The sequence below is a fragment of the Coprococcus aceti genome, from assembly GCF_025567285.1.
GTDB classification, from domain to species: Bacteria; Bacillota; Clostridia; order Lachnospirales; family Lachnospiraceae; genus Coprococcus; species Coprococcus aceti.
In genome coordinates this window covers 261714-288652 of the sequence record NZ_JAOQJT010000001.1, presented here as the reverse complement: position 1 = coordinate 288652, position 26939 = coordinate 261714, and the positions used below count along the sequence as shown (strand labels likewise).

At 38.7% G+C, this 26939-nt stretch carries 23 protein-coding genes and 1 tRNA gene; 16 read left to right on the top strand and 8 right to left on the bottom strand.

Going from position 1 to position 26939, the window contains the following annotated elements; all coding sequences use genetic code 11:
- Window positions 1–138: 138 nt before the first annotated feature.
- From argS to OCV54_RS01320, 8 genes are all read left to right on the top strand, one after another.
- Window positions 139–1830, top strand: coding sequence for an arginine--tRNA ligase (argS, locus tag OCV54_RS01355; protein WP_055222373.1), 1692 nt, complete (start codon window positions 139–141; stop codon window positions 1828–1830).
- Window positions 1831–3179: 1349 nt separating this feature from the next.
- Complete coding sequence (locus OCV54_RS01350) at window positions 3180–3950, top strand: ParA family protein (protein WP_022217394.1); 771 nt, start codon at window positions 3180–3182, stop codon at window positions 3948–3950.
- A gap of 12 nt (window positions 3951–3962) precedes the next feature.
- Window positions 3963–4931, top strand: coding sequence for a ParB/RepB/Spo0J family partition protein (locus OCV54_RS01345; RefSeq protein ID WP_022217393.1), 969 nt, complete (start codon window positions 3963–3965; stop codon window positions 4929–4931).
- Window positions 4932–4980: 49 nt separating this feature from the next.
- Complete coding sequence (locus OCV54_RS01340; protein WP_055222372.1) at window positions 4981–5511, top strand: DUF4446 family protein; 531 nt, start codon at window positions 4981–4983, stop codon at window positions 5509–5511.
- Window positions 5512–5784: 273 nt separating this feature from the next.
- A complete protein-coding gene (gene serS / locus OCV54_RS01335; RefSeq protein WP_022217391.1) occupies window positions 5785–7077 on the top strand; it encodes a serine--tRNA ligase in 1293 nt (430 codons plus the stop codon).
- 38 nt (window positions 7078–7115) lie between these two features.
- A complete protein-coding gene (locus tag OCV54_RS01330) occupies window positions 7116–7988 on the top strand; it encodes a DUF3881 family protein (RefSeq protein WP_015534425.1) in 873 nt (290 codons plus the stop codon).
- A gap of 37 nt (window positions 7989–8025) precedes the next feature.
- Window positions 8026–8099: transfer RNA gene (locus tag OCV54_RS01325), tRNA-Arg, on the top strand.
- Window positions 8100–8137: 38 nt separating this feature from the next.
- Complete coding sequence (locus OCV54_RS01320; protein ID WP_022217390.1) at window positions 8138–9100, top strand: 3'-5' exonuclease; 963 nt, start codon at window positions 8138–8140, stop codon at window positions 9098–9100.
- Between the two features lie 35 nt (window positions 9101–9135).
- Here the strand turns inward: OCV54_RS01320 and rsmG are convergent, their stop codons facing one another.
- The 8 genes from rsmG to rpmH all read right to left on the bottom strand — a co-directional run bounded on the left by rsmG (window position 9136) and on the right by rpmH (window position 16112).
- A complete protein-coding gene (rsmG, locus tag OCV54_RS01315; protein WP_015534426.1) occupies window positions 9136–9843 on the bottom strand; it encodes a 16S rRNA (guanine(527)-N(7))-methyltransferase RsmG in 708 nt (235 codons plus the stop codon).
- 45 nt (window positions 9844–9888) lie between these two features.
- Window positions 9889–11769 (bottom strand): tRNA uridine-5-carboxymethylaminomethyl(34) synthesis enzyme MnmG, encoded by a 1881-nt coding sequence (mnmG, locus tag OCV54_RS01310; protein WP_022217389.1) that lies wholly within the window; start codon window positions 11767–11769, stop codon window positions 9889–9891.
- Between the two features lie 37 nt (window positions 11770–11806).
- The gene (gene mnmE, locus OCV54_RS01305) at window positions 11807–13186 is read right to left on the bottom strand and encodes a tRNA uridine-5-carboxymethylaminomethyl(34) synthesis GTPase MnmE (RefSeq protein WP_022217388.1); all 1380 of its coding nucleotides are present in this window, start codon (window positions 13184–13186) and stop codon (window positions 11807–11809) included.
- A 183-nt stretch (window positions 13187–13369) separates the two neighbouring features.
- Window positions 13370–13996, bottom strand: a complete 627-nt coding sequence (jag, locus tag OCV54_RS01300; protein ID WP_022217387.1) for an RNA-binding cell elongation regulator Jag/EloR — start codon at window positions 13994–13996, stop codon at window positions 13370–13372.
- Window positions 13996–15330, bottom strand: coding sequence for a YidC/Oxa1 family membrane protein insertase (locus tag OCV54_RS01295; RefSeq protein WP_022217386.1), 1335 nt, complete (start codon window positions 15328–15330; stop codon window positions 13996–13998). Before OCV54_RS01295 ends, jag begins: the two co-directional genes overlap by 1 nt.
- An 11-nt stretch (window positions 15331–15341) precedes the next feature.
- Entirely contained in the window at window positions 15342–15554 is a 213-nt protein-coding gene (gene yidD / locus OCV54_RS01290; protein ID WP_022217385.1) for a membrane protein insertion efficiency factor YidD, read from the bottom strand.
- 4 nt (window positions 15555–15558) lie between these two features.
- Window positions 15559–15900, bottom strand: coding sequence for a ribonuclease P protein component (gene rnpA, locus OCV54_RS01285; RefSeq protein ID WP_022217384.1), 342 nt, complete (start codon window positions 15898–15900; stop codon window positions 15559–15561).
- A 77-nt stretch (window positions 15901–15977) separates the two neighbouring features.
- Entirely contained in the window at window positions 15978–16112 is a 135-nt protein-coding gene (rpmH, locus tag OCV54_RS01280; protein ID WP_004852723.1) for a 50S ribosomal protein L34, read from the bottom strand.
- Window positions 16113–16783: 671 nt separating this feature from the next.
- Here rpmH and dnaA point away from each other — a divergent pair.
- The 8 genes from dnaA to OCV54_RS01240 all read left to right on the top strand — a co-directional run bounded on the left by dnaA (window position 16784) and on the right by OCV54_RS01240 (window position 26926).
- Window positions 16784–18151: a chromosomal replication initiator protein DnaA gene (dnaA, locus tag OCV54_RS01275; protein WP_022217383.1), complete on the top strand. Its 1368-nt coding sequence runs from the start codon at window positions 16784–16786 to the stop codon at window positions 18149–18151.
- Between the two features lie 398 nt (window positions 18152–18549).
- The gene (gene dnaN, locus OCV54_RS01270; RefSeq protein ID WP_022217382.1) at window positions 18550–19656 is read left to right on the top strand and encodes a DNA polymerase III subunit beta; all 1107 of its coding nucleotides are present in this window, start codon (window positions 18550–18552) and stop codon (window positions 19654–19656) included.
- Window positions 19657–19670: 14 nt separating this feature from the next.
- A complete protein-coding gene (locus OCV54_RS01265) occupies window positions 19671–19880 on the top strand; it encodes an RNA-binding S4 domain-containing protein (RefSeq protein ID WP_015534430.1) in 210 nt (69 codons plus the stop codon).
- Window positions 19881–19912: 32 nt separating this feature from the next.
- Entirely contained in the window at window positions 19913–21013 is a 1101-nt protein-coding gene (recF, locus tag OCV54_RS01260; RefSeq protein ID WP_055222370.1) for a DNA replication/repair protein RecF, read from the top strand.
- Window positions 21014–21015: 2 nt separating this feature from the next.
- Window positions 21016–22935: a DNA topoisomerase (ATP-hydrolyzing) subunit B gene (gene gyrB / locus OCV54_RS01255; protein WP_015534431.1), complete on the top strand. Its 1920-nt coding sequence runs from the start codon at window positions 21016–21018 to the stop codon at window positions 22933–22935.
- 60 nt (window positions 22936–22995) lie between these two features.
- Entirely contained in the window at window positions 22996–25554 is a 2559-nt protein-coding gene (gene gyrA / locus OCV54_RS01250; protein ID WP_022217380.1) for a DNA gyrase subunit A, read from the top strand.
- Between the two features lie 117 nt (window positions 25555–25671).
- Window positions 25672–26055, top strand: coding sequence for a hypothetical protein (locus OCV54_RS01245; RefSeq protein ID WP_207641797.1), 384 nt, complete (start codon window positions 25672–25674; stop codon window positions 26053–26055).
- A gap of 28 nt (window positions 26056–26083) precedes the next feature.
- Window positions 26084–26926, top strand: a complete 843-nt coding sequence (locus OCV54_RS01240) for a fumarate hydratase (RefSeq protein WP_015534434.1) — start codon at window positions 26084–26086, stop codon at window positions 26924–26926.
- The last annotated feature ends 13 nt before the right edge of the window (window positions 26927–26939 follow it).

Genomic DNA, 26939 nt, shown 5'->3' with positions numbered 1-26939 from the left:
TAACGTATCTGTTGAAAGACATATATTACTTAGTTTACAGGTTTGATATCTTAAAGTAACAAAGTGTTATATTGTGTATATGTTGTTTTATCAACACATATATATTTCGAATAAAATAAACATAAAAGGAACATTATCATGAAAGAAAAAATTGCACAGCTTATCTCAAATAACGTAGAAGGAATCGAAATGTCAGATATCATTGCTTCAATCGAGATTCCACCACGCCCTGATATGGGTGATTTTGCATTTCCTTGCTTCAGACTGGCAAAGGTGCTCAGAAAAGCCCCAAATATGATTGCAGCCGATATAAAGGAAGCCATAGGAGATGTAGATTTCATCGAGAAGATCGATGTAGCAGGTGCATACCTGAACTTCTATATCAAGAAAGATGTATTTGTAAAGACAATGATAGAGGCAGCCAACACAGATGACTTCGGCAAATCCGATATAGGCGAGGGACAGACCATATGTATTGACTACTCATCTCCTAACGTTGCAAAGAATTTCCACGTTGGCCATCTCAGAACTACAATAATCGGTAACTCTCTTTACAAGATTCATTCCAAGCTTGGATACAATGTTGTAAGAATAAATCACCTTGGCGATTGGGGCACACAGTTTGGTAAGCTTATCGTAGCTTACAAGGCATGGGGTTCAAAGGAAGCTGTTGAGAAGGATGGAATCTCAGAGCTCATGAAGCTGTATGTGAAGTTCCATGAAGAGGCTGACAAGAATCCAGAGCTTGTTGACGAGGCAAGAGCATGGTTCAACAAGATGGAAAATGGAGACGAGGAAGCACTCAGCATATGGCAGTGGTTCAAGGATATAAGTCTTGTTGAATACAAGAGAACATACAACCTCCTCGGAATGGATTTCGACTACTATCTTGGAGAGAGTTTCTATAGAGACAAGTGCCAGGCTGTTGTGGACAAGGTTAAGGCTGCCGGTCTTCTGAAGGAGAGCGAAGGTGCTATGATCGTTGATCTCTCAGATTACGATATGGCTCCATGTATCATAACCAAGAAAGACGGAAGCTCAATATACGCAACAAGAGATCTTGCTGCTATATTCTATAGAAAAGACACATATCACTTCTCAAAGTGCTTATATGTAACCGGTCAGGAGCAGAAACTTCATTTTGCACAGGTATTCAAGGTAGTTGAGCTTCTTGGAAACGAATGGGCAAAGGATCAGCTTGTTCACATTCCTTATGGTCTTGTAAGTCTTGAGGGAGCAAAGCTTTCTACCAGAAGCGGTAATATCATATACGCAGAGGATATTCTGAAGGATGCCATTGCAAAGAGCCTTGAGATAATCACCGAAAAGAGCCCAAATCTTCCAAACAAGGAGGATGTAGCCAAGAAAGTTGGTGTTGGTGCTGTTCTTTTCAATGACTTATATAATCAGAGAATCAAGGATGTATCATTTAGCTGGGATAAGGTTCTCAACTTTGATGGTGAGACAGGTCCTTATGTTCAGTATACACATGCAAGATGCTGCAGCGTTGTAAGACTTGCTGAGTCATTCGATCCATCAAAACCGGTTAACTACAGTCTCATTACAGAGCAGGATGCCATAGAGTTATTAAAAGAGATCAACAGATTCCCATCTGTGATCAAGGATGCTGCTGATAAGTATGAGCCATCTGTTGTAGCAAGATATGCAGTTGATGTTGCTCAGGCATTTAACAAGTTCTATAACTCAACAAGAATCAATGTAGATGATGTTGAGCTCAAGAATGCAAGAGTTATGCTCACATATCTCACTAAGAATACAATATCTGAGGCACTTAACCTCCTTGGAATCGAAGCTCCAGAGGCAATGTAATCAGTGTTTCTTCTATATTAATATATGACCAAATAACCTGGTTAAAGAAAAAGAGAATGTTTCACGTGAAACATTCTCTTTTTCTCATATATCTCCAGGAACCATTTTAAATTATATTGTCATAGATATTATTGTTTTTGATACTTTTCTCTAAATAATATTACTCATGATATTTCTGTTCTGAATATTCTTATCTGGCTGTCATTATTCGGAATATTATTGTTCTAAGTATTATCGTTCTGAGTATTATCGTTCTGAATATTCCATTCTGAATATTTCATTCTGAATATTGTCTTCTAAACACTATCTTCCAGACATCATTGTTTCGAAATTATTATCCTAGATAATTTTGTTCTGAATATCTTTACTTCAGGTATTTTTTCTTATATCTGAATATTTTTAGGTATTCTTCTCTTGTTTTTCTAAGTTTTACAATTTCTTTGTGAAGAAATTGTTTATTACAATAACAAAATCATATTTCTAACCATATTACGTATTATATAATCTCTTCTGTTCTATTCCTTTATATACTTCTATATTCTACATTGCGTTTTTATGAATACAGAATCTTTAAAGCTGTTAATTAATAAATTATATGGTGATTTAAATAATTTCAATAAATAGATCATTTGTATATTTAATTTTGCTTTAATATTATATATATTTGAATGTTTCACGTGAAACTTTATGATAAACGTATTTCAACTCAAACTTCAGATATCGCATACATTTGTTTTCTACACTTATAAATCTTTTACATCTTGTTTGTTGTTTCTGCTACCTTATTATTCATTTACATTATTACAAAGTATTTTACAACTCAATTATCACTCCATGAACTACTTTTCTGATTTATTTGATAATATTCATGTTTCACGTGAAACATTTTCATCATTACATATAATATTTATATGTCTAAGTAATCCACATATAATAATTGTACTTTCTTGTCTATTATTCTGATTTTTCAAAGAATTTCCAGAACTTTCAAGCATAGTCAATACTTTACTTGCCTTTTTAACCATTAATTCAATTATAAAATGTTTCACGTGAAACTTTACCCATATAACGAATACAAAACATGCACCCACTATTTATCAGATTTTACACAGTTTAATTGCCACTTTGTATACGATATTATCCATTCATTAGATAATAGAATGTTTCACGTGAAACATTTTATTAAACATCATATTTTTTCTGTATTTTGTAGAATTAGCACTTTATAAGTGCTATAATAGACAAGCACTATTTATAACATAAAATATCATCATATTTTATCTATATTAAATAAGCAAACAACAATGTTTCACGTGAAACATTCTTTTTTTGAATGAAAAGGAGACAAAATGGGCAGAATTATAGCGATTGCTAACCAGAAAGGTGGCGTTGGCAAGACAACAACAGCCATAAACCTTGCCGCATGTCTGGCAGCAAAGGGTAAAAAGGTTCTGGCCGTTGATATGGATCCACAGGGCAATATGACAAGTGGATTAGGTGTAGACAGGGATTCTCTTGAATACACAGTCTATGATATGTTGAGAAATGAGTGCAACATAGGAGAATGTATGCTCATAAACGTATATCCTGGTCTTAATCTCATTCCTGCCAACAGAGAACTGGCAGGTGCTGAGGTTGAATTTGTCGGAATGGAGGATATGCAGCACATTCTTAAGACACATATCAAGAAGGTAAAGAACAAATTTGATTACGTTATCATTGATTGTCCTCCTGCACTTGGAATGCTTACTGTAAATGCTCTTACAGCAGCAAATACGGTACTTGTACCTATTCAATGTGAATTTTTCGCACTGGATGGTCTCTCACAGTTGGTATACACTATTGAACTGATAAGAAAAAATCTGAACAGACTTCTTACTATAGAAGGTGTTGTATTTACAATGTTTGACTCAAGAACCAATTTATCAGTTCAGGTTGTTGAAAATGTAAAAGAAAACCTCAAACAACACATATACAACACAGTTATACCAAGAAATGTCAGACTTGCTGAAGCGCCAAGTTACGGAATGCCAATAATTGAGTATGATCCAAGATCAGCCGGAGCTGAGCATTATATGATGTTGGCAGATGAAGTTATAGAAAATGACTACTATAGATAATGGAGGGCTAATATGGCACAGAAAAAAGGTTTAGGAAGAGGTTTGAACGACCTTTTAGGCACTTCAGAGGCTTCAAAGCCGTCCCGAAGTAGAAATAATCAGCAAAACTCCTCTGAAAACACAAGTAAAGAGGTAAAAACAGTTACCAAAGAGGTTGTGAAGGAAGTTGTAAAAGAGGTTGAACAGAAGATTAAGATCAATCTCATTGAGCCAAATAAGTCACAGCCAAGAAAGCAGTTTGATGAAGAGGCATTACAGGAATTATCTGATTCCATTAAGAAATATGGTGTTCTTGAGCCTCTGATTGTCACTAAAAAAGGCGATTATTATGAGATAATTGCAGGTGAAAGACGTTGGAGAGCTGCCAGAATGGCAGGAATAAAGGAAGTTCCTGTAGTTATACGTGATTATACTGACAAAGAAATAATGGAGATTTCTCTTATAGAGAATATTCAGAGAGAAGATCTGAATCCAATTGAAGAAGCTGAGGCTTACGAAGCTCTTATATCGGAATATAATCTCAAGCAGGAAGAAGTTGCAGAGAGAGTATCAAAAAGCAGATCAACAATAACCAATTCTCTCCGACTTCTGAAGCTTTGCGAGGATGTAAGACAGATGGTCATGTATAATATGATATCAACAGGACATGCCAGAGCACTTATTCCTATAGAAGATCCTAAATTACAGTACGAAACGGCTGCAATTGTATACGATCAGAAGCTCAGTGTTAGAGAAACAGAGGCATATGTAAAGGCAATTCTGGAGAAAAAGCCGGAAAAAGAGGAAAAACAGAAGCCTCAAAAGGATTTATCCGTCTTCTATTCTGATATAGAGAACAAATTAAAGTCAATTTTAGGTGCAAAGATAGCTATCAAGGCATCTAATAACGACAAAGGCAAAATTGAGATAAACTACTATTCTCAGGACGAGCTTGACCGAATAACAGAGATGCTTTACTCAATCAATAAAGAAATGATGTAGTAACCATCTGCATCATACATATGCACAATCAAGGAAGGACAATATTATAATGGAAAGTTCCATATTACAAAAAATAGGTATTGATCCTGCCTACATACTAATTGGTATGCTGGTTCTCATAATAGCCTTGTTTGTACTATTATTCATATTGATTGGCAATATTAAAAATAGAAACAAACAGATAAAAAGGCTGTTGAGCGGAACTCAGGCAGGTGATCTTGAAGATATTATCATGAAAAGATTCGCTGAGATGGATGCTGTAAAAAACAATTCCAAGCGACTCACAAAGGAACATAAGGAAATACAGAGTCATCTTTCAGCATGTGTCAGTAAAATTGGTCTTGTAAAGTATAATGCATTTGAAGGAATGGGTGGTAATCTAAGTTTTGCACTTGCTCTTCTGGATACAGAGAACAATGGTGTCGTACTCAACTGTATGCATACCAGAGAAGGCTGTTTTAACTATGCAAAAGAGATCATAGGTGGTGAAGCATATGTTGCACTGTCAGAAGAGGAAAAAGAGGCTATTGAACGAGCTAAAACCCTCGAGGATGAAATAGCTGAAAACAAACTAAAATAACCATATTTCAAAAAAATATTATACAAAACATGCAACGTACAAATGTGTATGAAACACATAAAATAGAAAAGCGTATAAAGCACAAAAGTATATAAAATACAAAAGCGTATAAAACAAAAAAGCGTATAAAACGTAAAATCGCTAAAACGATAAGAACAAGATTTATAAAATAAACAAGAAAATAAAAAGAAACAAAAACATGAAAATATATTATGTAGCTACATTATTATAATATATTTTCAAATAAATTTATATATTTAATAGGAGGATATCATGATTGATATTAAATTCTTAAGAGAAAACCCAGACGTAGTAAAACAGAATATAAAGAATAAATTCCAGAATGACAAACTTCCACTTGTCGATGAAGTAATAGAGCTTGACAAACAGGCTCGCGCTGCTCAGCAGGAAGCTGATACACTCAGAGCAAACAAGAATGCAATAGCAAAGCAGATCGGTGCTCTTATGGCTCAGGGAAATAAGGAAGAGGCTGAGGAAGTTAAGAAGCAGGTTGCTGAGACATCAGCAAGACTCAAGGAGCTTGAAGCTTTAGAGCCTGAGCTCAAGGAGAAGGTTAAGAAGATCATGATGATAATTCCTAACATCATTGATCCATCAGTTCCTATAGGAAAGGATGACTCAGAGAATGTAGAGGTTCAGAAGTATGGTGAGCCTGTTGTTCCTGACTTTGAGATTCCTTATCATGCAGATATCATGGAGGCACTTGGAGGAATTGACCTCGATTCAGCAAGAAAAGTTGCAGGAAACGGCTTCTACTATCTCATGGGCGACATAGCAAGACTTCACTCTGCTATTATCTCATACGCAAGAGATTTCATGATAGACAGAGGATTCACATATTGTATTCCACCTTTCATGATCAGAAGCAACGTTGTCACAGGTGTTATGAGCTTTGCTGAGATGGATGCCATGATGTATAAGATTGAGGGTGAGGATCTGTATCTCATCGGAACTTCAGAGCACTCAATGATCGGTAAGTTCATCGACACTATCATTCCTGAGGATGAGCTTCCAAAGACTCTTACAAGCTACTCACCTTGCTTCAGAAAAGAGAAGGGTGCTCACGGAATTGAGGAGAGAGGTGTATACAGAATCCATCAGTTTGAGAAGCAGGAAATGATCGTTGTATGTAAGCCTGAGGACAGCAAGATGTGGTTTGACAAGCTGTGGCAGAACACAGTTGATCTCTTCAGATCAATGGATATCCCTGTAAGAACACTTGAGTGTTGTTCTGGAGATCTTGCAGATCTCAAGGTTAAGTCTGTAGATGTTGAGGCATGGTCACCTCGTCAGAAGAAATACTTCGAGGTTGGAAGCTGTTCAAACCTTGGCGATGCACAGGCAAGAAGACTTCAGATCAGAGTAAAGGGCGAGGATGGCAAGAAGTATCTCGCTCATACACTCAACAATACAGTTGTTGCTCCACCAAGAATGCTTATCGCTTTCCTTGAGAACAATCTCCAGGCTGACGGAAGAGTCAGAATTCCAGAGAAGCTTCGTCCATACATGGGTGGAAAAGAGTATCTTGAGAAGACAGGAAAGTAATAATATAAATAAAAACATACAACAAGGGAGGTGTCGGAATGCATAGTTTTCTTCCATCTATAGGCTTTACTAACATAAAAAACAGACAGCAGCTTGAACCTATATACAGGCAGATTCTTGAATCGCCTGACAGGAAATTTATATCAACTATAAGTGCTGACACCTGTCTTGTACAATTCAGCAAAGACTTTGGGGAGAGATTTGGAATATCGCTTGTAGGTGAAATGTCAAAGGATGGCTCAATATCCATTGAGTATTATTTTCCTTACGTCACATCAAAGCTTTTGACCGATGACGAAAATATATACGTTGAGAAATATTCTGACAAGAGAGCATATGCCGGTGTTAGCAGTGATTTCAGTCTTGGAATGACTCTTATTTTCTTCATAACCAACATAGCAGACTATGAAAAATCATTGTGGATGAACAGATCAAACAAGTACTTTTCAAAGGCGTATTTTTCCGGTCTGTCAGTAAATGGTATGATCATTCTTGATGTGGATGATCACAGTGATAAAAATACATCCTACGGCAATGCAAAGAGAAGTAAACTCATCGAGGCTGCAAAGAAGGGTGATCCGGACGCAATAGAAAGTCTTACTCTTGAAGATATGGACACCTATAACACCATTGGAAGAAGGACTCACAAAGAGGATGTTCTGTCCATAGTGAAATCAAGCTTCATGCCTGTCGGTATTGAGACTGATCACTACGCAGTTATAGGAACTATCACATCATATATCGAGACAACCAACAGCTATACAAATGAATCGATATATCTGATTGATGTAGAAAGCAATGATCTGACATTTACCGTAGCGATCAACAAAAACCATCTTCTGGGTGAACCTGCTCCGGGAAGAAGATTCAAGGGTGATGTGTGGCTTCAGGGGCATATAGTTAATCCTTGACTATAAACTCTATAAATGTTACACTTATAATTGATGTGCATCTGTAGCTCAGCAGGATAGAGCGTCCGCCTCCTAAGCGGAAGGTCGTGGGTTCGAATCCCGTCAGGTGCACTATTTTTCACTAATAAATTTTCTAAAGGGACATGACTATGAATTATATTGTTATGGATCTTGAATGGAATCAAAGCTACAATGGGCATATGGGTGAACATCCACGTATGCCTTTTGAAATTATAGAGATTGGTGCCGTTAAGGTAGATAAGAATCTCAACATCATTGACGAATACTCAAGTCTTATCAAACCAAAAATTTATAAGAAATTACATTCAAAGATCAGAACAATTCTGAACTATGATGAGGATGACCTGAGTCTCGGAAGAGGATTCAAGGAAGTCTGTTCAGAATTTCTTGACTGGTGTGGAAAAGATTACATATTCTGCACATGGGGACCTATGGACCTCACAGAGCTTCAGACTAATATGGACTTTTATTATATGGACAAGCTTCCTAGGCCACTTAAGTTTCTGAATCTCCAAAGTATATATGCAAGCGTTACGAATACCTCAGGAATACCTCAGAGTATGAGTAAACTTGAAAAAGCGGTCAGTGAGATGAATATTCCGGAAAATGAACCATTTCACACAGCTCTCAACGATGCAAGATACACCGCACTTGTTATGAAAGAGATGAAAGCCAAGAATATAAATCAGCTTTACAGCTTTGATCTCTATATAACACCTAAGAATAAAGAAGAAGAGATTGAAGTATCTCATAATAACCAGTACGAATATATCTCAAGGGGTTTCAGAAATAAACATGCAGCACTGGATGATGAAAAAGTAACTCAGATTCGTTGTTACAAATGCAGCAAGAAGGTCAAGACACATATTGACTGGTTTGCAAATAGTCCATCATCGTACATGTGTGTTGGAAAATGCTGGATGCATGGTTATTTTTGTGGCAAGATAAAATTCAAATCTGTAAACAATAACTATTATGTTCACAAGACAATAAAACCTATCGACAAACAGGGTATAGAGGCAATTAAACAAAAACAGGAAGATATTCGTGAAAAAAGAAAAGAAAAAAGACATATGAAATCTTCAAACTAAAAAATAAAACAGCCATTTGAGGCTGTTTTATTTTTTTATGCTATTGGCTTTTTAGCAGCTCCCGCTTTTCTCGGGTACTTGTTGTCTGTATTTGCAATCTTCTTTACAAACACAAAGCTTCTCTGGTTATTGGTCTCCGGTATATTCGTATTAAATATGTTCTCGACCTGTCCCCCAAGAATCCTGATTGCTTTCTTTCCATCCCGCATCTCTTCCGGCAAAGCATTTGACTTATAAGATACAAAATATCCACCCGGCTTGACAAATGGAATACACCATTCCGACAGAGTTGCAAGATTGGCAACTGCCCTGGATACAGCCAGATCATATTTTTCTCTATGCATCTCATCTCTGCCTCCATCCTCTGCTCTTGAATGAACAGTGTGGATATCCTGCAGTCCAAGTTCATCTATAACTTCATCGAGGAACTTTAATCTCTTATTCAACGAATCCATAAGTGTTATATTCAGCTCTGGAAAAGCAATCTTCAGAGGAATTCCCGGAAATCCTGCACCTGTACCAACATCTATAACGTCAATATTCTCATGAAGATCTTTATACTTTGAAAGAAGCAGACTGTCAGCAAAATGCTTTATTATTACATCTTCCTTTTCAGTTATGGCTGTAAGATTCATTACCTTATTCCACTCAACCAGAATATCATAATATTTTGAAAATTGTTCTATCTGCTTATCACTCAATTCCAGACCAAACTGTTTTGTTATGGAATTTAATCTGTCCATATTGTTCTCCTTCAACAAATTATTCTGAATAACTTCTATACCAGTTTAGTCTCTACCCTTCATCTTGAGATACACCAGCAATACTGATATATCAGCCGGAGAAACTCCTGATATTCTTGACGCCTGTCCAATATTTTCAGGTCTGATGAGAGACAGCTTCTGTCTGGCCTCGATTCTGAGATTTGATATATCATTATAGTCAATATCTGCCGGCAGCTTTTTCTTCTCCAGCTTCTTAAACTGATTTACCTGCTGATTCTGTCTGTCTATATATCCCTGATATTTTATGGTTATATTTATCTGTTCTATAACATCATCCGGAAGTTTGGTTCTTCCCTCATCTATTGGATCAATCGCCTCATATGACAGTTCCGGTCTTCTTATAAGTTCTGCAAGAGATGCAGCAGTCTTAAGTCCTGTACTTCCAAGATTCTCAAGGAACTTCTGTATGGTTGAATTTGCTCCAACCATGGTGCTCTCAAGTCTCTGTATCTCATCCATTATCTGTTGTCTCTTCTTTGTAAATGCAGCATATCTCTTGTCATCTATAAGACCGATCTCATGTCCGATCTCCGTGAGTCTCAGATCAGCGTTATCCTGTCTGAGAAGAAGTCTGTACTCAGCTCTGGATGTCATCATTCTGTATGGCTCCGATGTCTCTTTTGTGACAAGATCATCTATAAGAACTCCTATATATGCCTGTGATCTGTCAAGAACCACCGCTTCTTTGCCCTGTACTTTTCTGGCAGCATTGATTCCTGCCATTATACCCTGGGCTGCAGCCTCCTCATATCCTGAACTTCCATTTATCTGGCCGGCACCAAAAAGTCCTGATACACTCTTAAACTCCAGAGAAGGTTTTAAGTTAATGGCATTTATACAATCATACTCGATGGCATAAGCATTCCTTATTATCTTTGCATTCTCCAGTCCCTTCATGCTGTGTATCATCTCATACTGAACGTCCTCAGGAAGAGAGCTGCTCATTCCACCCATATACATCTCATTCGTATATTCACCCTCAGGCTCAATAAATATCTGATGTCTGGTCTTATCAGGGAATTTCGTAACCTTATCCTCAATGGAAGGGCAGTATCTTGGTCCTGTACCCTCGATCACGCCTGAAAACAGAGGTGATCTGTCTATATTATCTCTGATTATCTCATGTGTCTTCTCATTTGTGTAACAGAGCCAGCATGATATTTGATCACGTCTTATATCCGCCTCAGTATTTGTAAATGAGAATGGAACTATCTTCTCATCGCCCTTCTGTTCCTCCATCTGAGAAAAATCTATCGTTCTTTTATCCAGTCTGGCAGGGGTTCCCGTCTTAAATCTTCTTATCTCTATCCCTGCATTCTTCATGGAATCTGACAAATAATTAGCTGCCATAAGTCCATTAGGTCCGGTGTGATATACGACATCTCCGTATATACATCTCGCCTTGAGGTATGTTCCTGTACACAGAACCACAGCCTTTGCAAAATAAGTTGCTCCCGAATATGTCTTTACACCCTTAACCACATTATCCTCGATAATAATTTCCGACACCTCTGCCTGTCTCAATGTGAGATTATCCGTATTCTCAAGGGTGTGCTTCATGGTTCTGGAATAATTTGCCTTGTCTGCCTGGGCACGAAGAGAGTGAACCGCCGGACCCTTAGACGCATTGAGCATCTTTGACTGAATATACGTCTTGTCTATATTCTTGCCCATCTCTCCGCCAAGTGCATCTATTTCCCTTACCAGATGTCCCTTAGAGCTTCCTCCTACATTCGGATTACATGGCATCATGGCCACACTGTCCATACTCACCGTAAAAATAATAGTATTCAGACCAAGTCTTGCACTTGCAAGAGCTGCCTCACATCCTGCATGTCCTGCCCCCACAACTACCACATCATATTCTTCATTCAAAACAGGCATACAAATGTCCTCCTTCCAGTACCTTATATCCTGCAATCTATTTTCCCATACAGAATTCCTTAAATATCTTATCAGCCAGATCATCTCTGGCAGTTTCACCTATTATCAAACCGAGATGTTCATACGCATCCATGAGATCAATGGAGAAAAAGTCTTCCTCCATTCCCATATCTATGCTTTCTTTAACCTTTAACAGTGCATTTTTGGTGCACACAAGTTCATTTTTGTGCCGGGTATTAGTGATATAAAGCTGATCATTATATGTCAGTGTACCCTCAAAAAACATCCTGTTCAGAAGCTCATACAATTCTTCACTGCCATCACCGGTCAGTGCTGACAACTGAATTATATCTGCATCTATATATTTCTTAATATTCGATTCGTCTATCTTCTTTTCCAGATCAGATTTGTTGAGTATCACAACAACATTCTTATCCTGTATTCTGGACATGATCCTGTGATCGTTCTCATCCAGGTCAATTGAACTGTCTACCACATAGAGCACAAGATCAGCTTTATCCACAGACTCTAATGCCTTATCCACACCTATCTTCTCAACTACATCATCTGTATCTCTTATTCCCGCAGTGTCAACTATGTTCAGAGTTATACCTCTTACATTTATCACTTCACTGAGCGTATCCCTGGTTGTGCCGGCCATATCTGTTACAATCGCCCTTTCTTCGCCCACAAACATATTCATCAGCGAAGACTTACCCGCATTCGGTTTACCAACAATAACCGTATTTATTCCCTCAGACAACACTTTTCCATTGTCAAATGTTGTCAAAAGGTTATCCACACTATCTACAAGGTTATCCACAATTATTTCTAACTTTTGTGGAAAACCATCCAGACTGTAGTGTTCAGGATCATCCAAAGCAGATTCAATAAACGCCACATTGTACAGAATCTGTTCTCTCATATCAATGATCTTATCCCTAAGTCTTCCCTGAAGCTGCTCCACAGACGTTCTGGCTGCAAAGTCATTCTTTGCATTTATTATATCCATGACGGATTCTGCCTGTGACAGATCTATCCTTCCACCGAGGAATGCTCTCTTTGTAAATTCTCCAGGTTCGGCTGCCCTTGCACCACATTTTATTACCAGATCAAGTATCTTTCGGAGAACTACTATACCTCCGTGACACTGAAGTTCACACACATCCTCACATGTGTACGTATGGGGAGCCTTCATGACCAGAAGTATAGCCTCATCTATCATTCTGTCATCCTCATACACACCACCAAATGCAGCAGTGTAAGATTTCATATTTACCGCTTTTTTGTTTTTATTTGCAGCGCGGAACAACATGTCTGTTATCTCACATGCCCTGTCTCCGCTGATCCTTATTATTCCAACTCCGGCATTACTCATACCGGTGGTTATAGCTGCAATGGTATCTTCCTTGAACATATCTGTCTTACACTTTTCCTTTCACCGTGATTAAACAACCTATCTATGTAGTGTACAACATTACCAATTCATTTTCCATATAAAAAGACTAAACTGCAACAAAAAAGAGACCATTTTCTCAAATGATCTCTTTCCTGTCACCATAAAATATTGCGATGATCTTTACACGCATCAGCGTGACTATTATTTCTTCTTGAGATATACAATAACCTTACGATATGGCTCCTCGCCCTCGCTTCTGGTTGCTACATACTTGTCGTTCTGAAGAGTAGCATGGATTATTCTTCTCTCATAAGGATTCATTGGCTCAAGAGCAAATGATCTCTTTGATCTCTTAACCTTGAATGCTATATTCTTGGCAAGATTCTCAAGTGTCTCTTTTCTTCTTGCTCTGTAGTTCTCTGTATCGAGCTTAACTCTGATACGTGACTCGCTCTTCTTATTGATAGCAAGTGTTATAATATACTGAAGAGCATCTAGAGTCTGTCCACGCTTTCCAATCAAAATTCCCATCTCTGGTCCCTCAAGATTGATAGACAGAACATTCTCTTCCTCATCAAAATCCATCTGGATCTCTGTCTGGATATCCATAGCCTTGAACAGGCTGTCAAGGTACTCCTTAACATCGTCCAGGAATGTCTTCTTTTTTCTTGCCTTTATGATACAAGGCTTTGAACCTATACCAAGAAATCCCTTTGTCTCTTCGCTGATAACTTCATACTCAAGATCTGTACTAGGGACTCCAAGTTCAACACTGGCCTGCATAAGGGCTTCATCTTTGGTCTTACCTTTGAATTCTAAGAATTCCATTATTTATTTCCTCCCTTATCGTTGCTATTGTTCTGGTACTTAAGCATTATATTCGCCTTAGCTCCTATACTGCCTGGTTTATAGTTTACATTTTCTCTGCGGGTTACATCATCACTGTCAACATTCACTGAATGTGCAGGATTAACATAACTCTTAAGTCTTGAAGAAGCCATCTTATTTATATTCTCTGACTGACTGTTCTCTGTTGGAACGTTACCATTCTGAGCATCCATCATTCTCTCATAGAAAGATTTCTTGTCAGGGTTCTTCTTCTTTGCCTGCTTCTTGGCAGCCTTCTCGGCACATTTTGCAAGCAGCTCATCCTTGTCCTGATGATTATAATAAGCATCAACTATAAGCTGAGATATTATCATAATAACAGAACCAACTATCCAGTAAAGACCGATAGCTATAGGAAGAGTTATACAGAATATAAGTGACATGATAGGCATGTAGTACATCATACCCTTCATCATGTTGTTGGCTGTCTGCTGATTGCTATCCATGTTGTTATTCTGTGATGACTTCATGGATATCTTTGTCTGTAAGAACTGCAGGAGAGCAGAAACGATAGGAACCACCAAAGCTATTGAAAGCTTCCATCCCGGTGCATCTGCAATATTCAGTCCAAACAGGAACTGATTCATGTTGTGGAACTGGTCAACATAGCTTGTGAGAGTAGCATTGCCTGCAAGATCAAGATTACTTATCAATTTATCCCAGTCGCTCTTGGCAAACTTGTCAAGAACATCAATGATCTGGTTTCTTGTAGGATCATCTCCCATCTGCTTAAGAGCCATTGTCACAGTGCTGACCTTTGACTCTCCGGCTACATCACTTATAGCTTTGATATAATCAGTCTTTGTACTCAATATGTCCACGATCTCGCTGTACTTCTTGGTCATTGAAGGAACATACGCAGGTATGTTCTGGATAACCCTGTACAGACCATAGAATATAGGCAGCTGTATAAGCGAAGTCAGACATCCTGATGCCATGCTGACACCATATTTTTTCTGGATCTTCTGAGTTTCCTGCTGCTGCTTCATCATTGAGTCCTGATCAGTCTTGCCTTTATATTTCTTTGTTGCCTTGGCAATTTCAGGCTGGATGAAACTCATGATCTTGGTAGATCTCTGCTGTTTGAAATATAATGGGAACAGTGCACCTCTCAGTACAAATGTGAACAATATAACACACACGCTTAAATTGACATATGTGATTCCCATATGATTTCCGATAAATCCAACGAACATATATATCCAGTTGAATATCTTACCGAGAACCCAACAAACTGGTCCGAGTATCATACCATCTTCTCTAGTTAGAAACATAATTTTCTCCTTTATGGAACTGGATCATATCCTCCTTTTGAAAAAGGATTGCATCTAAGTATCCTCCATACTGCAAGGAGACCACCTTTTAAAACTCCATACTTTTCGATAGCCTCAATTGCATACTGCGAACAAGTAGGAAAATACTTGCAGGTAGCATGTCCCTTAAGCGGTGACAAATACTTCCTGTAAAATTTGATTAAACCAATAAATATTTTTTTCATTTTTTTACCCTATGTGGCTTATCTTCTTTAACCCACACAAATGCATCAAAGCACTCTCAATGTCCTGACATTTCTTGTCCTTTGATGACGGTCTGGCTACTATCACTATGTCATAGCCAACATCAATATTTGCTCTGTTTAATCGGTAAGCTTCTCTAATCAATCTGGTTACCCTGTGTCTTACCACACTGTTACCAACTTTCTTACTAACAGAGATTCCGAGTCTGTTGTAATCCAAGCCGTTGCTTCTCAGATACATAACTAAATATTTATTGGCTACCGAATTCTTTGTGCTGTACACACTGCCAAACTCTCTGCTGTTTTTTAATGTAATCATCTTACTCATTGTGTAACCACCGAAACTTTGATTATTAGAAAAACTGTCGCTGTGACCCTATAAAAAAAGGTCACAACCATGTGACCTTACGCTGATAATTTCTTTCTTCCCTTAGCTCTTCTAGCGGCCAGTACCTTTCTGCCATTAGCAGTACTCATTCTCTTTCTAAAGCCATGAACCTTAGATCTCTGTCTCTTCTTAGGCTGGAATGTCATCTTCATTACAAAACACCTCCTTCTTTACAAATTTACTTGCCTATTATAAATAAATAGGTAATGTGAGTCAAGCCTTTTTTGCCGTTTTTCCTATATTTTATAAGGATTTCAGCCACTATTTGATAAAGGTGACGAATCGTTCTGGATTAATTAGGTGGATACATTAATATTAATCACAAAATGTTGTGGTTTCATAGATTAATCACATTTTTGTAAGCATTTAATTTTTGTTACCAGTCGCTTTACATAATGTTATCCACAATTTGTTGGTAACTTGTTGATAACTTTTTACTTTTGTGGGTTTAATTCTAAAAAACCCAGTATTTATCGCTGTTTGTGATGTTCACAAATATAAAACAGTCATTTTTTTATATTTACATAAGTTTGAAAATAATAATTATTATGAAACTTATGTAACAAAGTTATCAACATTCCATGTGGATTATACACAAATAAGATTTTTTATTAACTTTTTCATTTTTTGCCCCTTATTCTCGTTTATTTTGATTTTACCCCCAAATACGTGTACCTAACCGTATAAGCATGTAAAATCAAAATAAAGGCAATTTATCTTGTTTTTGACCTTAATATGCTTGAAATAGGGGTGCATTTATTATAAAATGTAATAGTGTTATTAATAATAGGAAGAATTATTTTTTTGAGGAAGGTTTTTTACGATGAAGGACTTAATATTAGCCAAGTGGAATGACATTTTGAATATACTTGAAAATGAACATGGAATTTCCCATATCATGATCCATACATGGATCGAACCTCTCAAGATATATTCAGTTGAGGATAACAAGGTCTATTTCACTCTGGACGAGGATTACGGACAGAGAGGCGTAGAATTTCTCAAGAGAAAATTATTTGATATATATCTTGAAACAGTTCTCAGAGAGCTCTTTCAGGACGATTCAATTCAGGTTATATTCACACTCGAGAGTCAGATGAGAAAGGATGAAAAGTCCCCTACATATTCAGAGGACTACAACGATGCCATTGCCAAGAGCAATCTCAGACCTGACTACACATTTGAGAACTTTATTGTTGGTGAGAGTAACAAGCACGCTCACGCAACATGTCTGGCAGTTGCCGATTCACCTGGACAGGACAAGTTCAATCCACTTTTCCTGTATGGAGGATCAGGACTGGGCAAGACTCATCTTATGCAGTCCATAGCCCACTATATACTCCAGCACAATAGTAATATGAAGGTTCTCTATGTGCCATCGAACAAATTCACGAATGAGATCATAGAAGCAATCTCCAAGAATAAAACTGAAGAATTCAGAAACAAATACAGAACAGTGGATGTTCTTCTGATCGATGATATCCAGTACCTGATTGGTAAGGCAAGTACGCAGCAGGAATTCTTTGACACCTTCAACGCTCTTCATGACGAAGGTAAGCAGATAATCCTGTCGTCGGATAAGCCACCAAAGGAGATCAAGACTCTGGATGAGAGATTCAGATCAAGATTTGAGTGGGGTGTTCCTATCGACATCCACGCTCCTGATTATGAGACACGTATGGCTATCCTCAAGAACAAGGCTGAGATAAAGGGACTTACCGATATCATCAGCGAAGAGATATTTGAGTATATTGCCAACAATATAACCTACAACGTACGTGAGCTTGAGGGTGCGCTCAACAAGCTCAGCGTATATTCAGAGCTCGGAGATATCAAGATCACTGAGGAACTTGCCAAGAACGTCCTCAAGGATTTCATATCCAAGGATTCCAAGGTTACCATAACACCTGAGCTCATTATCAACACGGTTTCAGAACATACTAATATATCAGTCAGTGACATTGTATCCACGAAGAGAAGCCAGGATATAGCCACTGCCCGTCAGATATCCATGTACCTGTGCAGAAAGTACACGGACAAGGGTCTGAAGAGTATAGGAGATGCATTTGGAGGAAAGGATCACTCCACCGTGCACAGCAATATACAGAAGGTTGAAGATAAGATTGAGAAGGATCCGGAATTTGCTGAGATGGTTGACGTCATAATCAAGAAGCTTAATCCACAAAAATAGCAAGTTATCCACATTTTTATCTTATAAACTCACTTATTTGTTTATAACCTTACAAACATAACTTGATTGTATATTGTTATTTGATGTTTGTTACATGTTGTTATGTGTTTGAGAATTGTTCTTACTCCTGATGAACAGGATTTTGCCATGTTGGTAAATGGTCAGTTTATGAACAGGTTAAAATTGATTAGTAACATGGACACATAATTCTCTAAGCCTTGATTTGTAAGGGCTTGATACACTTTCAACATTATCAAAAGCACTACTACTGATACTACTAATTATCTTAATATATTTATAGTTAAGCGCTCGCACTGTTTGTTGTTATTTGAAGTTATACACACATATCATATTTTGATGATCATTATATTTGGACATGAAAGGAGATCACACTTAAAATGAAAATTTCCATAAGAAAATCTAACTTACTTCAGGGTATAAATATCGTATCAAAGGCTGTCTCCAACAAGACGACCCATCCGATACTGTCTTGTATCCTGGTTGAAGCTGCAGGCGGTGTTATTAAGCTCACAGCTAATGACATGGAGATAGGAATAGAAAGTTATGTTGACGGTACTGTTATAGAGGACGGAAAGGTTGCACTCGAGGCAAAGCTTTTCTCAGATTTCATAAGAAAGCTTCCTGACAGCGACATAACTATAGAGAGTGATAAGGACAGCAAGACACTTATCAAGTGTGAGAGACTTGAGTTCAACATACCTGGAAAGTCAGGAGAGGATTTCTCCAATCTTCCTGTTGTATCAAAGGATAAGTTCATAACCATATCTCAGTTTGCGCTGAGAGAGGTTATCAATCAGACAATATTCTCTATATCAGATAATGAGAACAATAAGCTTATGACCGGTGAGTTATTTGAGGTATCAAACAATAAGCTCAGCGTGGTTTCTCTGGATGGACACAGAATATCCATCAGATATATAGAGCTCAAGGGAGATAATTCAGACATTAAGGTTGTAGTTCCAGGAAAATCCCTCAGCGACATAAGTAAGATCATGAACGGTGGAGTTGATGATCCTGTAAATATTTATTTCACGGACAACAATATATTATTTGAGTTTGACAATACAAAGGTTGTTTCAAGACTGATAGAGGGCGAGTATTTCAGAATAAGCCATATGCTCTCAGTTGATTATCAGATCAAGATGAAGATAAACAAGAGAGAGTTTCTTGACAGTTTGGACAGAGCAACTCTTCTTATAAAGGATTCAGACAAGAAGCCTATCAGACTCAGCATTGATGACAGAACGCTCGGTCTCAAGATCAGTTCTCTCATCGGTTCTCTGAATGAGGAGATAGATATCGAGAAGGAAGGTAACAATCTTGTCATTGGATTTAATCCAAAGCTTATAATAGATGCACTCAGAGTAATTGACGATGAGAATGTAACTATTTATTTCAACAATACAAAATCTCCATGTGTTATCAAGGATGATGCAGAGACATATATCTACCTTATCCTTCCTATGGGAATCAACGAAGAGTAAGAAGGGGTGAGAATATGGAGATAATCAAGTTAAGAGATGAGTTCATAAAGCTTGGACAGGCGCTTAAGGCTGCCGGTCTGGTGGAGTCAGGAGTTGACGCAAAGGAGGTCATAGTTCAGGGACTGGTTGTGGTTAACGGTGAGATAGAGACCAGACGTGGAAGAAAGCTTTATGATGGTGATGAAGTAGAATTTGATGGTGATAAGATAAGTATTCAGAAATAATTGTGGTCGCCATCTTGCAGATGGTGAAGGTTATGTATATAGAGTCGATAGAGCTGAGTAATTACAGAAATTACAGTAATGTGAAAGTAGAATTTGGAAAAAATACGAATATCCTGTACGGCGATAACGCCCAGGGCAAGACAAATATACTTGAATCCATATACATGGCAGCGACTACGAAGTCACACAGAAAAAATACGCAGGATAAAGATATCATAAAGATAGGTGAAGATGAGAGCCATATAAGATTATTTGTCAACAAGAAAGACATATCGCACAAGATAGATATGCATCTTCGAAAGAGCAAAAATAAGGGAGTGGCGATCGATGGCATACCCATAAGGAGGGCCACGGAATTATATGGTCTTCTCAATGTCATATTCTTTTCACCTGAAGATCTGACTATCATTAAAAATGGACCAGCCGAGAGGAGAAGGTTCATGGATCTTGAATTGTGTCAGATAAGCAGATTGTATTATCAGAATCTGGCATCATATAACAGGATACTCAATCAGCGAAATAATCTGTTAAAGCAGATTTATCATAACAGAAGTCTCATAGATACACTGGATGTGTGGAATATGCAGCTTGTGGACTATGGGTCGAGGATAATAAAAGAGAGAAGAAATTTTATCGACATGATGAATGAGATAATTGGGGAGATCCACAGTCATCTCACATCGGGCAAGGAAAAGCTAGAGATAGTGTATGAGTGCAATGTCGATGAAGATAAATTCGATGAGACACTTCAGGAAAAGACTGAGATGGATATCAGATATTCAAGTACACAATCTGGTCCACACAGAGATGATATAAGTTTTCTCATAAATGGAATAGACGCTAGAAAATATGGTTCACAGGGACAGCAGAGAACAGTTGCCCTGTCACTCAAGATGGCGGAGATAAAACTTGTAAAAAGGATAATCAATGATAATCCGATATTGCTTCTGGACGATGTCATGAGCGAGCTGGACACCAGCAGACGTGATGCATTGATAGAAGAGATAAAAGATATACAGACTATCATAACCTGTACGGGATATGATGATTTTGTTAAAGAGCAGGTAATAATCAACAATGTTTATAGAGTGGTAGAGGGAACGGCCACCAGAGTAAGAACGGAGGAAGCATGACAATGGAAAATGATAATTATGGAGCTGAACAGATACAGGTTCTGGAGGGACTGGAAGCAGTCAGAAAGAGACCTGGTATGTACATAGGAAGTACATCCTCCACTGGACTTCACCATCTTGTATACGAGATAGTTGATAATTCTGTAGATGAGGCTCTGGCAGGATATTGTACCCACATTCAGGTGTATATAAATGAGGATAACTCCATCACCGTAGTGGATGATGGACGAGGAATTCCTGTTGGAATACATAAAAAGCAGGGAATACCTGCTGTTGAGGTGGTATTTACCATACTTCATGCCGGCGGAAAGTTCGGCGGTGGAGGATATAAGGTATCCGGAGGACTTCACGGTGTTGGAGCATCAGTTGTAAATGCACTTTCAACATGGCTTGAAGTCGAGATTACCAGAGATGGCAAGGTGTACAAGCAGAGATATGAGAAGGGCAAGGTTATGTACAAGCTTCAGGTTATAGGTGAAGCACCTGAGGGAGTATCAGGAACAAAGGTTACATTCCTGCCGGATCATACAATATTTGAAGATAACATATACGATTACGATATACTGAGAAACAGACTTCGTGAGATGGCATTCCTTACAAAGGGCCTGAAGATAAGTCTTACAGATAAGAGACTTATTCCTGAGAAGGTAAGATCATTCCACTATGAGGGTGGTATAAAGGAGTTTGTAACATATCTGAACAGACACAGAGATCCTCTGTACAATGAGGTAATCTACTGTGAGGGAGTCAGAGATGGAATAAGTGTTGAGGTGGCACTTCAGCACAATGATTCATACAATGAATCCACATACAGCTTTGTAAATAACATCAACACACCTGAGGGTGGAACACATCTGACAGGATTTAAGTCAGCCATAACAAAGGTGTTCAATGATTATGCAAGAAAGAATAATATTATCAAGGAGAAGGATGACAATCTCTCGGGTGATGATCTGAGAGAGGGACTTGCAGCCATTGTATCTATCAAGATAAGTGATCCTCAGTTCGAGGGTCAGACAAAGCAGAAGCTTGGTAATTCAGAGGCAAGACCTGCAGTTGAGAGTGTTGTAACTGAGCAGCTTACATATTATCTTGAGCAGAATCCGCAGATTGCTAAGATAATTGTGAATAAAGCGGCTGTTGCACAGAGAGCCAGAATAGCTGCAAGAAAGGCAAGGGATGTTGCAAGAAAGGCAAATCTTTCAGACAACATGGCACTTCCTGGAAAGCTTGCGGATTGTTCAGACAAGGATCCAAAGAACTGTGAGATCTACATAGTCGAGGGAGATTCCGCCGGTGGTTCAGCTAAGACAGCGAGATCAAGAGCAACACAGGCCATACTTCCACTCAGAGGTAAGATCCTTAATGTTGAGAAGGCAAGAATAGACAGAATCCTTGGAAATGAAGAGATCAAAGCCATGATCACCGCATTTGGAACAGGTATCCATGAGAACTTCAATATAGAGAAGCTTAGATATAACAAGATCATCATCATGACCGATGCCGATGTGGATGGAGCTCATATAGCAACTCTTCTCCTCACATTCTTCTACAGATTCATGCCTGATCTTATTAGAAAGGGACATGTATATCTGGCACAGCCACCACTTTACAAGCTGGAGAAGAACAAGAAGGTATGGTATGCGTACAGTGATGATGAGCTGAACAGTATACTTGATGAAGTCGGAAGAGATCAGAACAACAAGATACAGCGATACAAGGGACTTGGAGAGATGGATGCAGAACAGCTCTGGGAGACAACCATGGATCCAGAAAAACGAATTCTTCTCAGAGTGGCAATTGATGATGACGATGAGTCAGAAATCGATATGACATTCAATGTACTCATGGGAGATAAGGTTGAACCACGTCGTGAGTTTATAGAGACAAATGCCAAGTATGTAAAGAATCTCGATATATAGTATATTGATTAAATAAATGTGATAGAACATAACCAATATCGAGAGAAAGGAAATCAAAAAATGGATGACGATAAGATTTTTGATAAAATAGATGAAGTTGGTCTGAAAAAAACAATGGAGCGTTCATATATAGATTATGCCATGAGCGTTATCGCTGCCAGAGCTCTTCCTGATGTAAGAGATGGTCTTAAACCTGTTCAGCGAAGAATACTTCATTCTATGATAGAACTTAACAATGGACCTGATAAGCCACACCGTAAATGTGCCCGTATCGTCGGTGATACAATGGGTAAATATCATCCACATGGAGACAGTTCAATATACGAGGCACTTGTAAAGCTGGCTCAGGAGTGGAATACCAGATATCCACTTGTGGATGGACATGGAAACTTTGGATCGGTCGACGGTGACCATGCCGCTGCCATGCGATATACAGAGGCAAGACTTTCCAAGATATCCATGGAGATGATGGCAGATATAAACAAAGATACAGTTGATTTCACACCTAACTTTGATGGTACAGAGAAAGAACCTGTGGTACTACCATCACGTTATCCCAACCTATTGGTAAATGGTACATCAGGTATCGCAGTAGGTATGGCTACCAATATTCCACCACATAATTTAAAGGAAACTATCAATGCAGCCATAAAGATCATCGATAACAGAGTGGAAGAAGGACGTGAGACAGAGATAGATGAGATCATGGACATAGTAAAGGGTCCGGATTTTCCTACAGGCGCACAGATACTGGGCAGACAGGGAATAAACGATGCATATAGAACAGGTCGAGGCAAGATAAAAGTACGTGCAATCACAGAAATCGAAACAATGAACAACGGAAAGCACCGTATTGTTGTAACCGAACTACCATATATGGTAAATAAATCACTTCTTATAAAGAATATGGTCGATCTTGTCAAGAACAAGAGAATCGATGGAATCACAGATATAAGAGATGAGTCTTCAAGAGAGGGAATGAGAGTTGTCATTGAGCTTAGAAAGGATGTCAATGCCAACGTAATACTCAACCAGCTCTTCAAACACACACAGCTCCAGGATACATTTGGATGTATCATGCTGGCTCTGGTGGATGGAGTACCTAAGATACTCAACATCAAGGACATGCTCACATACTACCTGAAGCATCAGGAGGATGTTGTCACAAGAAGAACAAAGTATGATCTGAACAAGGCTGAGGAGAGAGCCCACATATTACAGGGTTATCTCATAGCACTGGACAACATAGATGAGGTCATCACGATCATCAGAAATTCAAAGAATGTTGGAGAGGCTAAGGCAAAGCTGATCGAAAGATTTGGACTTTCCGAGGCACAGGCCGGAGCAATCGTTGATATGAGACTCCGTGCTCTGACAGGTCTGGAAAGAGAGAAGATCGAGAACGAGTACAATGAGCTTATTGCGAAGATAGCTGAGTACAAGGAGATACTTGCAGATGAGAATAAGCTTCTTGGAGTTATCAAGACTGAGCTTGCAGCGATAGCTGACAAGTACGGTGATGAGAGAAGAACATCCATAACTGCATATTCAGATGATATAACAGATGAAGAGCTTATCAAGAGAGAAGAGATAGTTATCTCCATGACAAAGCTCGGATATATCAAGAGAATGCCAAAGGATACCTTCAAGGTACAGAACAGAGGCGGCAAGGGTATCAAGGGAATGAACACCATCGACAACGATATAATCGATGAGATATTCCTTACTAATACCCACAACTTCATAATGTTCTTCACCAATATGGGAAGAGTATACAGAATGAAGGGATACGAGATACCTGAGTCGGGACGTAATGCAAGGGGTGTTGCGATAGTCAACCTTCTTCAGCTTCTTCCTGGTGAGAAGGTAACAGCCATAATCCCTATAGCCGGATTTGACAAGAAGTATCTCATGATGGCTACAAAGAATGGTATTGTAAAGAAGACCAAGATAGAGGCATTTGAGAATATAAGAAAGACCGGTCTGGCAGCCATAACACTGAATGAGGGAGATGAACTCATAGAGGTTAAGGCAACGAGCGGTGAGAATGATGTATTTCTTGTAACTGCCAAGGGTATGTGTATCAGATTCAATGAGGAATGTGTCCGTGATACAGGACGTACATCCATGGGTGTACGTGGAATAAGATGCGACAAGGGCGATGAAGTTATAGCAATGCAGCTTGATGTTCAGGGCGACGAGATGCTCTTCGTAACCACAAAGGGTATGGGTAAGAGAACTGAACTGTCAGAATTTGCCCCTCAGATGAGAGGCGGTAAGGGTGTCAAATGTTACAGGATAACCGAGAAGACCGGTGACATCGTCAGCGCAAAGGCCGTGACAAATGACCATGACATTATGATGATGACCAATGAGGGAATCATGATCAGAATGCATTGTTCAGATATAACTGTAATAGGAAGAATAACCTCAGGTGTCAAGCTTATGAATATCGGCAAGGATGGCAACACATTTGTGGCATCTGTTGCAAAGCTTGCAAGAAGTGATGAAGATGAAGAGGCAGAGGACTCAGAGAATCCAGAATCAGCAGAAAATGAAGTATCAGAGAATGTAGAGAACGATACGGAGAATGATGCCGAGAGTAATTCAGAGGAGTAATTATAATCACAAATAAAGATAGATGTACTGTGTTGTAATATGCAAGACAGTACATCTTTTTTTATGTCCATGGATGTTTACAGATTGTGTGCAAATAGCCGTTATGATATACTTATCTTGGATTACACATTGGGAGAAAATAATCCTGAACGCAGGATTTTGAAGGTTATTATAAAGAGATTGGAATTATGGGAAAATACAACAAAATTATTGGGGGTAAAAGGCATGACGGCGAATGTGATACAGGTGGTGGCATCGGCAGCTACAACGGCTGCATCTACAGTTACAGAGGCAACAACGGAAGGAAAACTGGACAAGATATTCCAGAGTTCCGAGAAGGCGTCTGAACTTTCTTACAGTATAATGAACATCATATATATATTGGCGGCGATGATCATAGTTGTTGCGATATTTACAGTGGTGTTATACATATACAAATTCATCATGAACAGGAGAGATCCAAACTACAAAAAGAACGATGATACGTTCCTGGATGATTAAAACAAATTTATAAAATGGCGGTGAAGAGATGAGAGTTATTGCAGCAGAAGAGATTACCAGAAATGTAAGGGAGATGTGCATCGAAGCAAATGTAAATCTGTCTGAGGATATGGAGAAGGCGGTCAGGGATTCAGTAGAATCTGAGGACAGTCCACTCGGAAAGCAGATACTTGGACAGTTGTGTGAGAATCTGGATATAGCAAAGGAGAATGATATTCCTATCTGTCAGGATACGGGAATGGCTGTTTTCTTTGTGAATGTTGGACAGGATGTACATATAGAAGGAATGAACATAACTGATGCCATAAACGAAGGTGTGAGACAGGGATACACTGACGGATACCTGAGAAAATCAGTGGTAAAGGATCCTCTTATCAGAGAAAATACAAAGGATAATACCCCGGCGATTATACATTATGATATAGTTCCGGGAGATAAAATAGAGATAACTATAGCTCCAAAGGGATTTGGAAGCGAGAATATGAGCAAGGTGTACATGCTCAAGCCGGCAGATGGAGAAGAGGGCGTGAAGGCTGCTGTTCTTCAGGCTGTAAAGGATGCCGGACCAAATGCATGTCCTCCCGTATTCGTAGGTGTGGGTCTTGGAGGAGACTTTGAGCTTGCTGCGAAGCTTGCAAAGAGGGCTCTTACAAGAAAGGTAGGAGTTCACTCAGACAGAGAGCATATAGCAAGGATAGAGAGTGAGCTTCTGGAGATGATCAACAACACTGGAATAGGACCTGGCGGTCTTGGAGGAAAGACCACGGCACTGGCTGTGAACATAGAGACATATGCCACTCACATAGCCGGAATGCCATTGGCAGTTAATATGTGCTGTCATGTGAACAGACACGTTACGAGAGTATTATAGGAGGAGGTTAGGT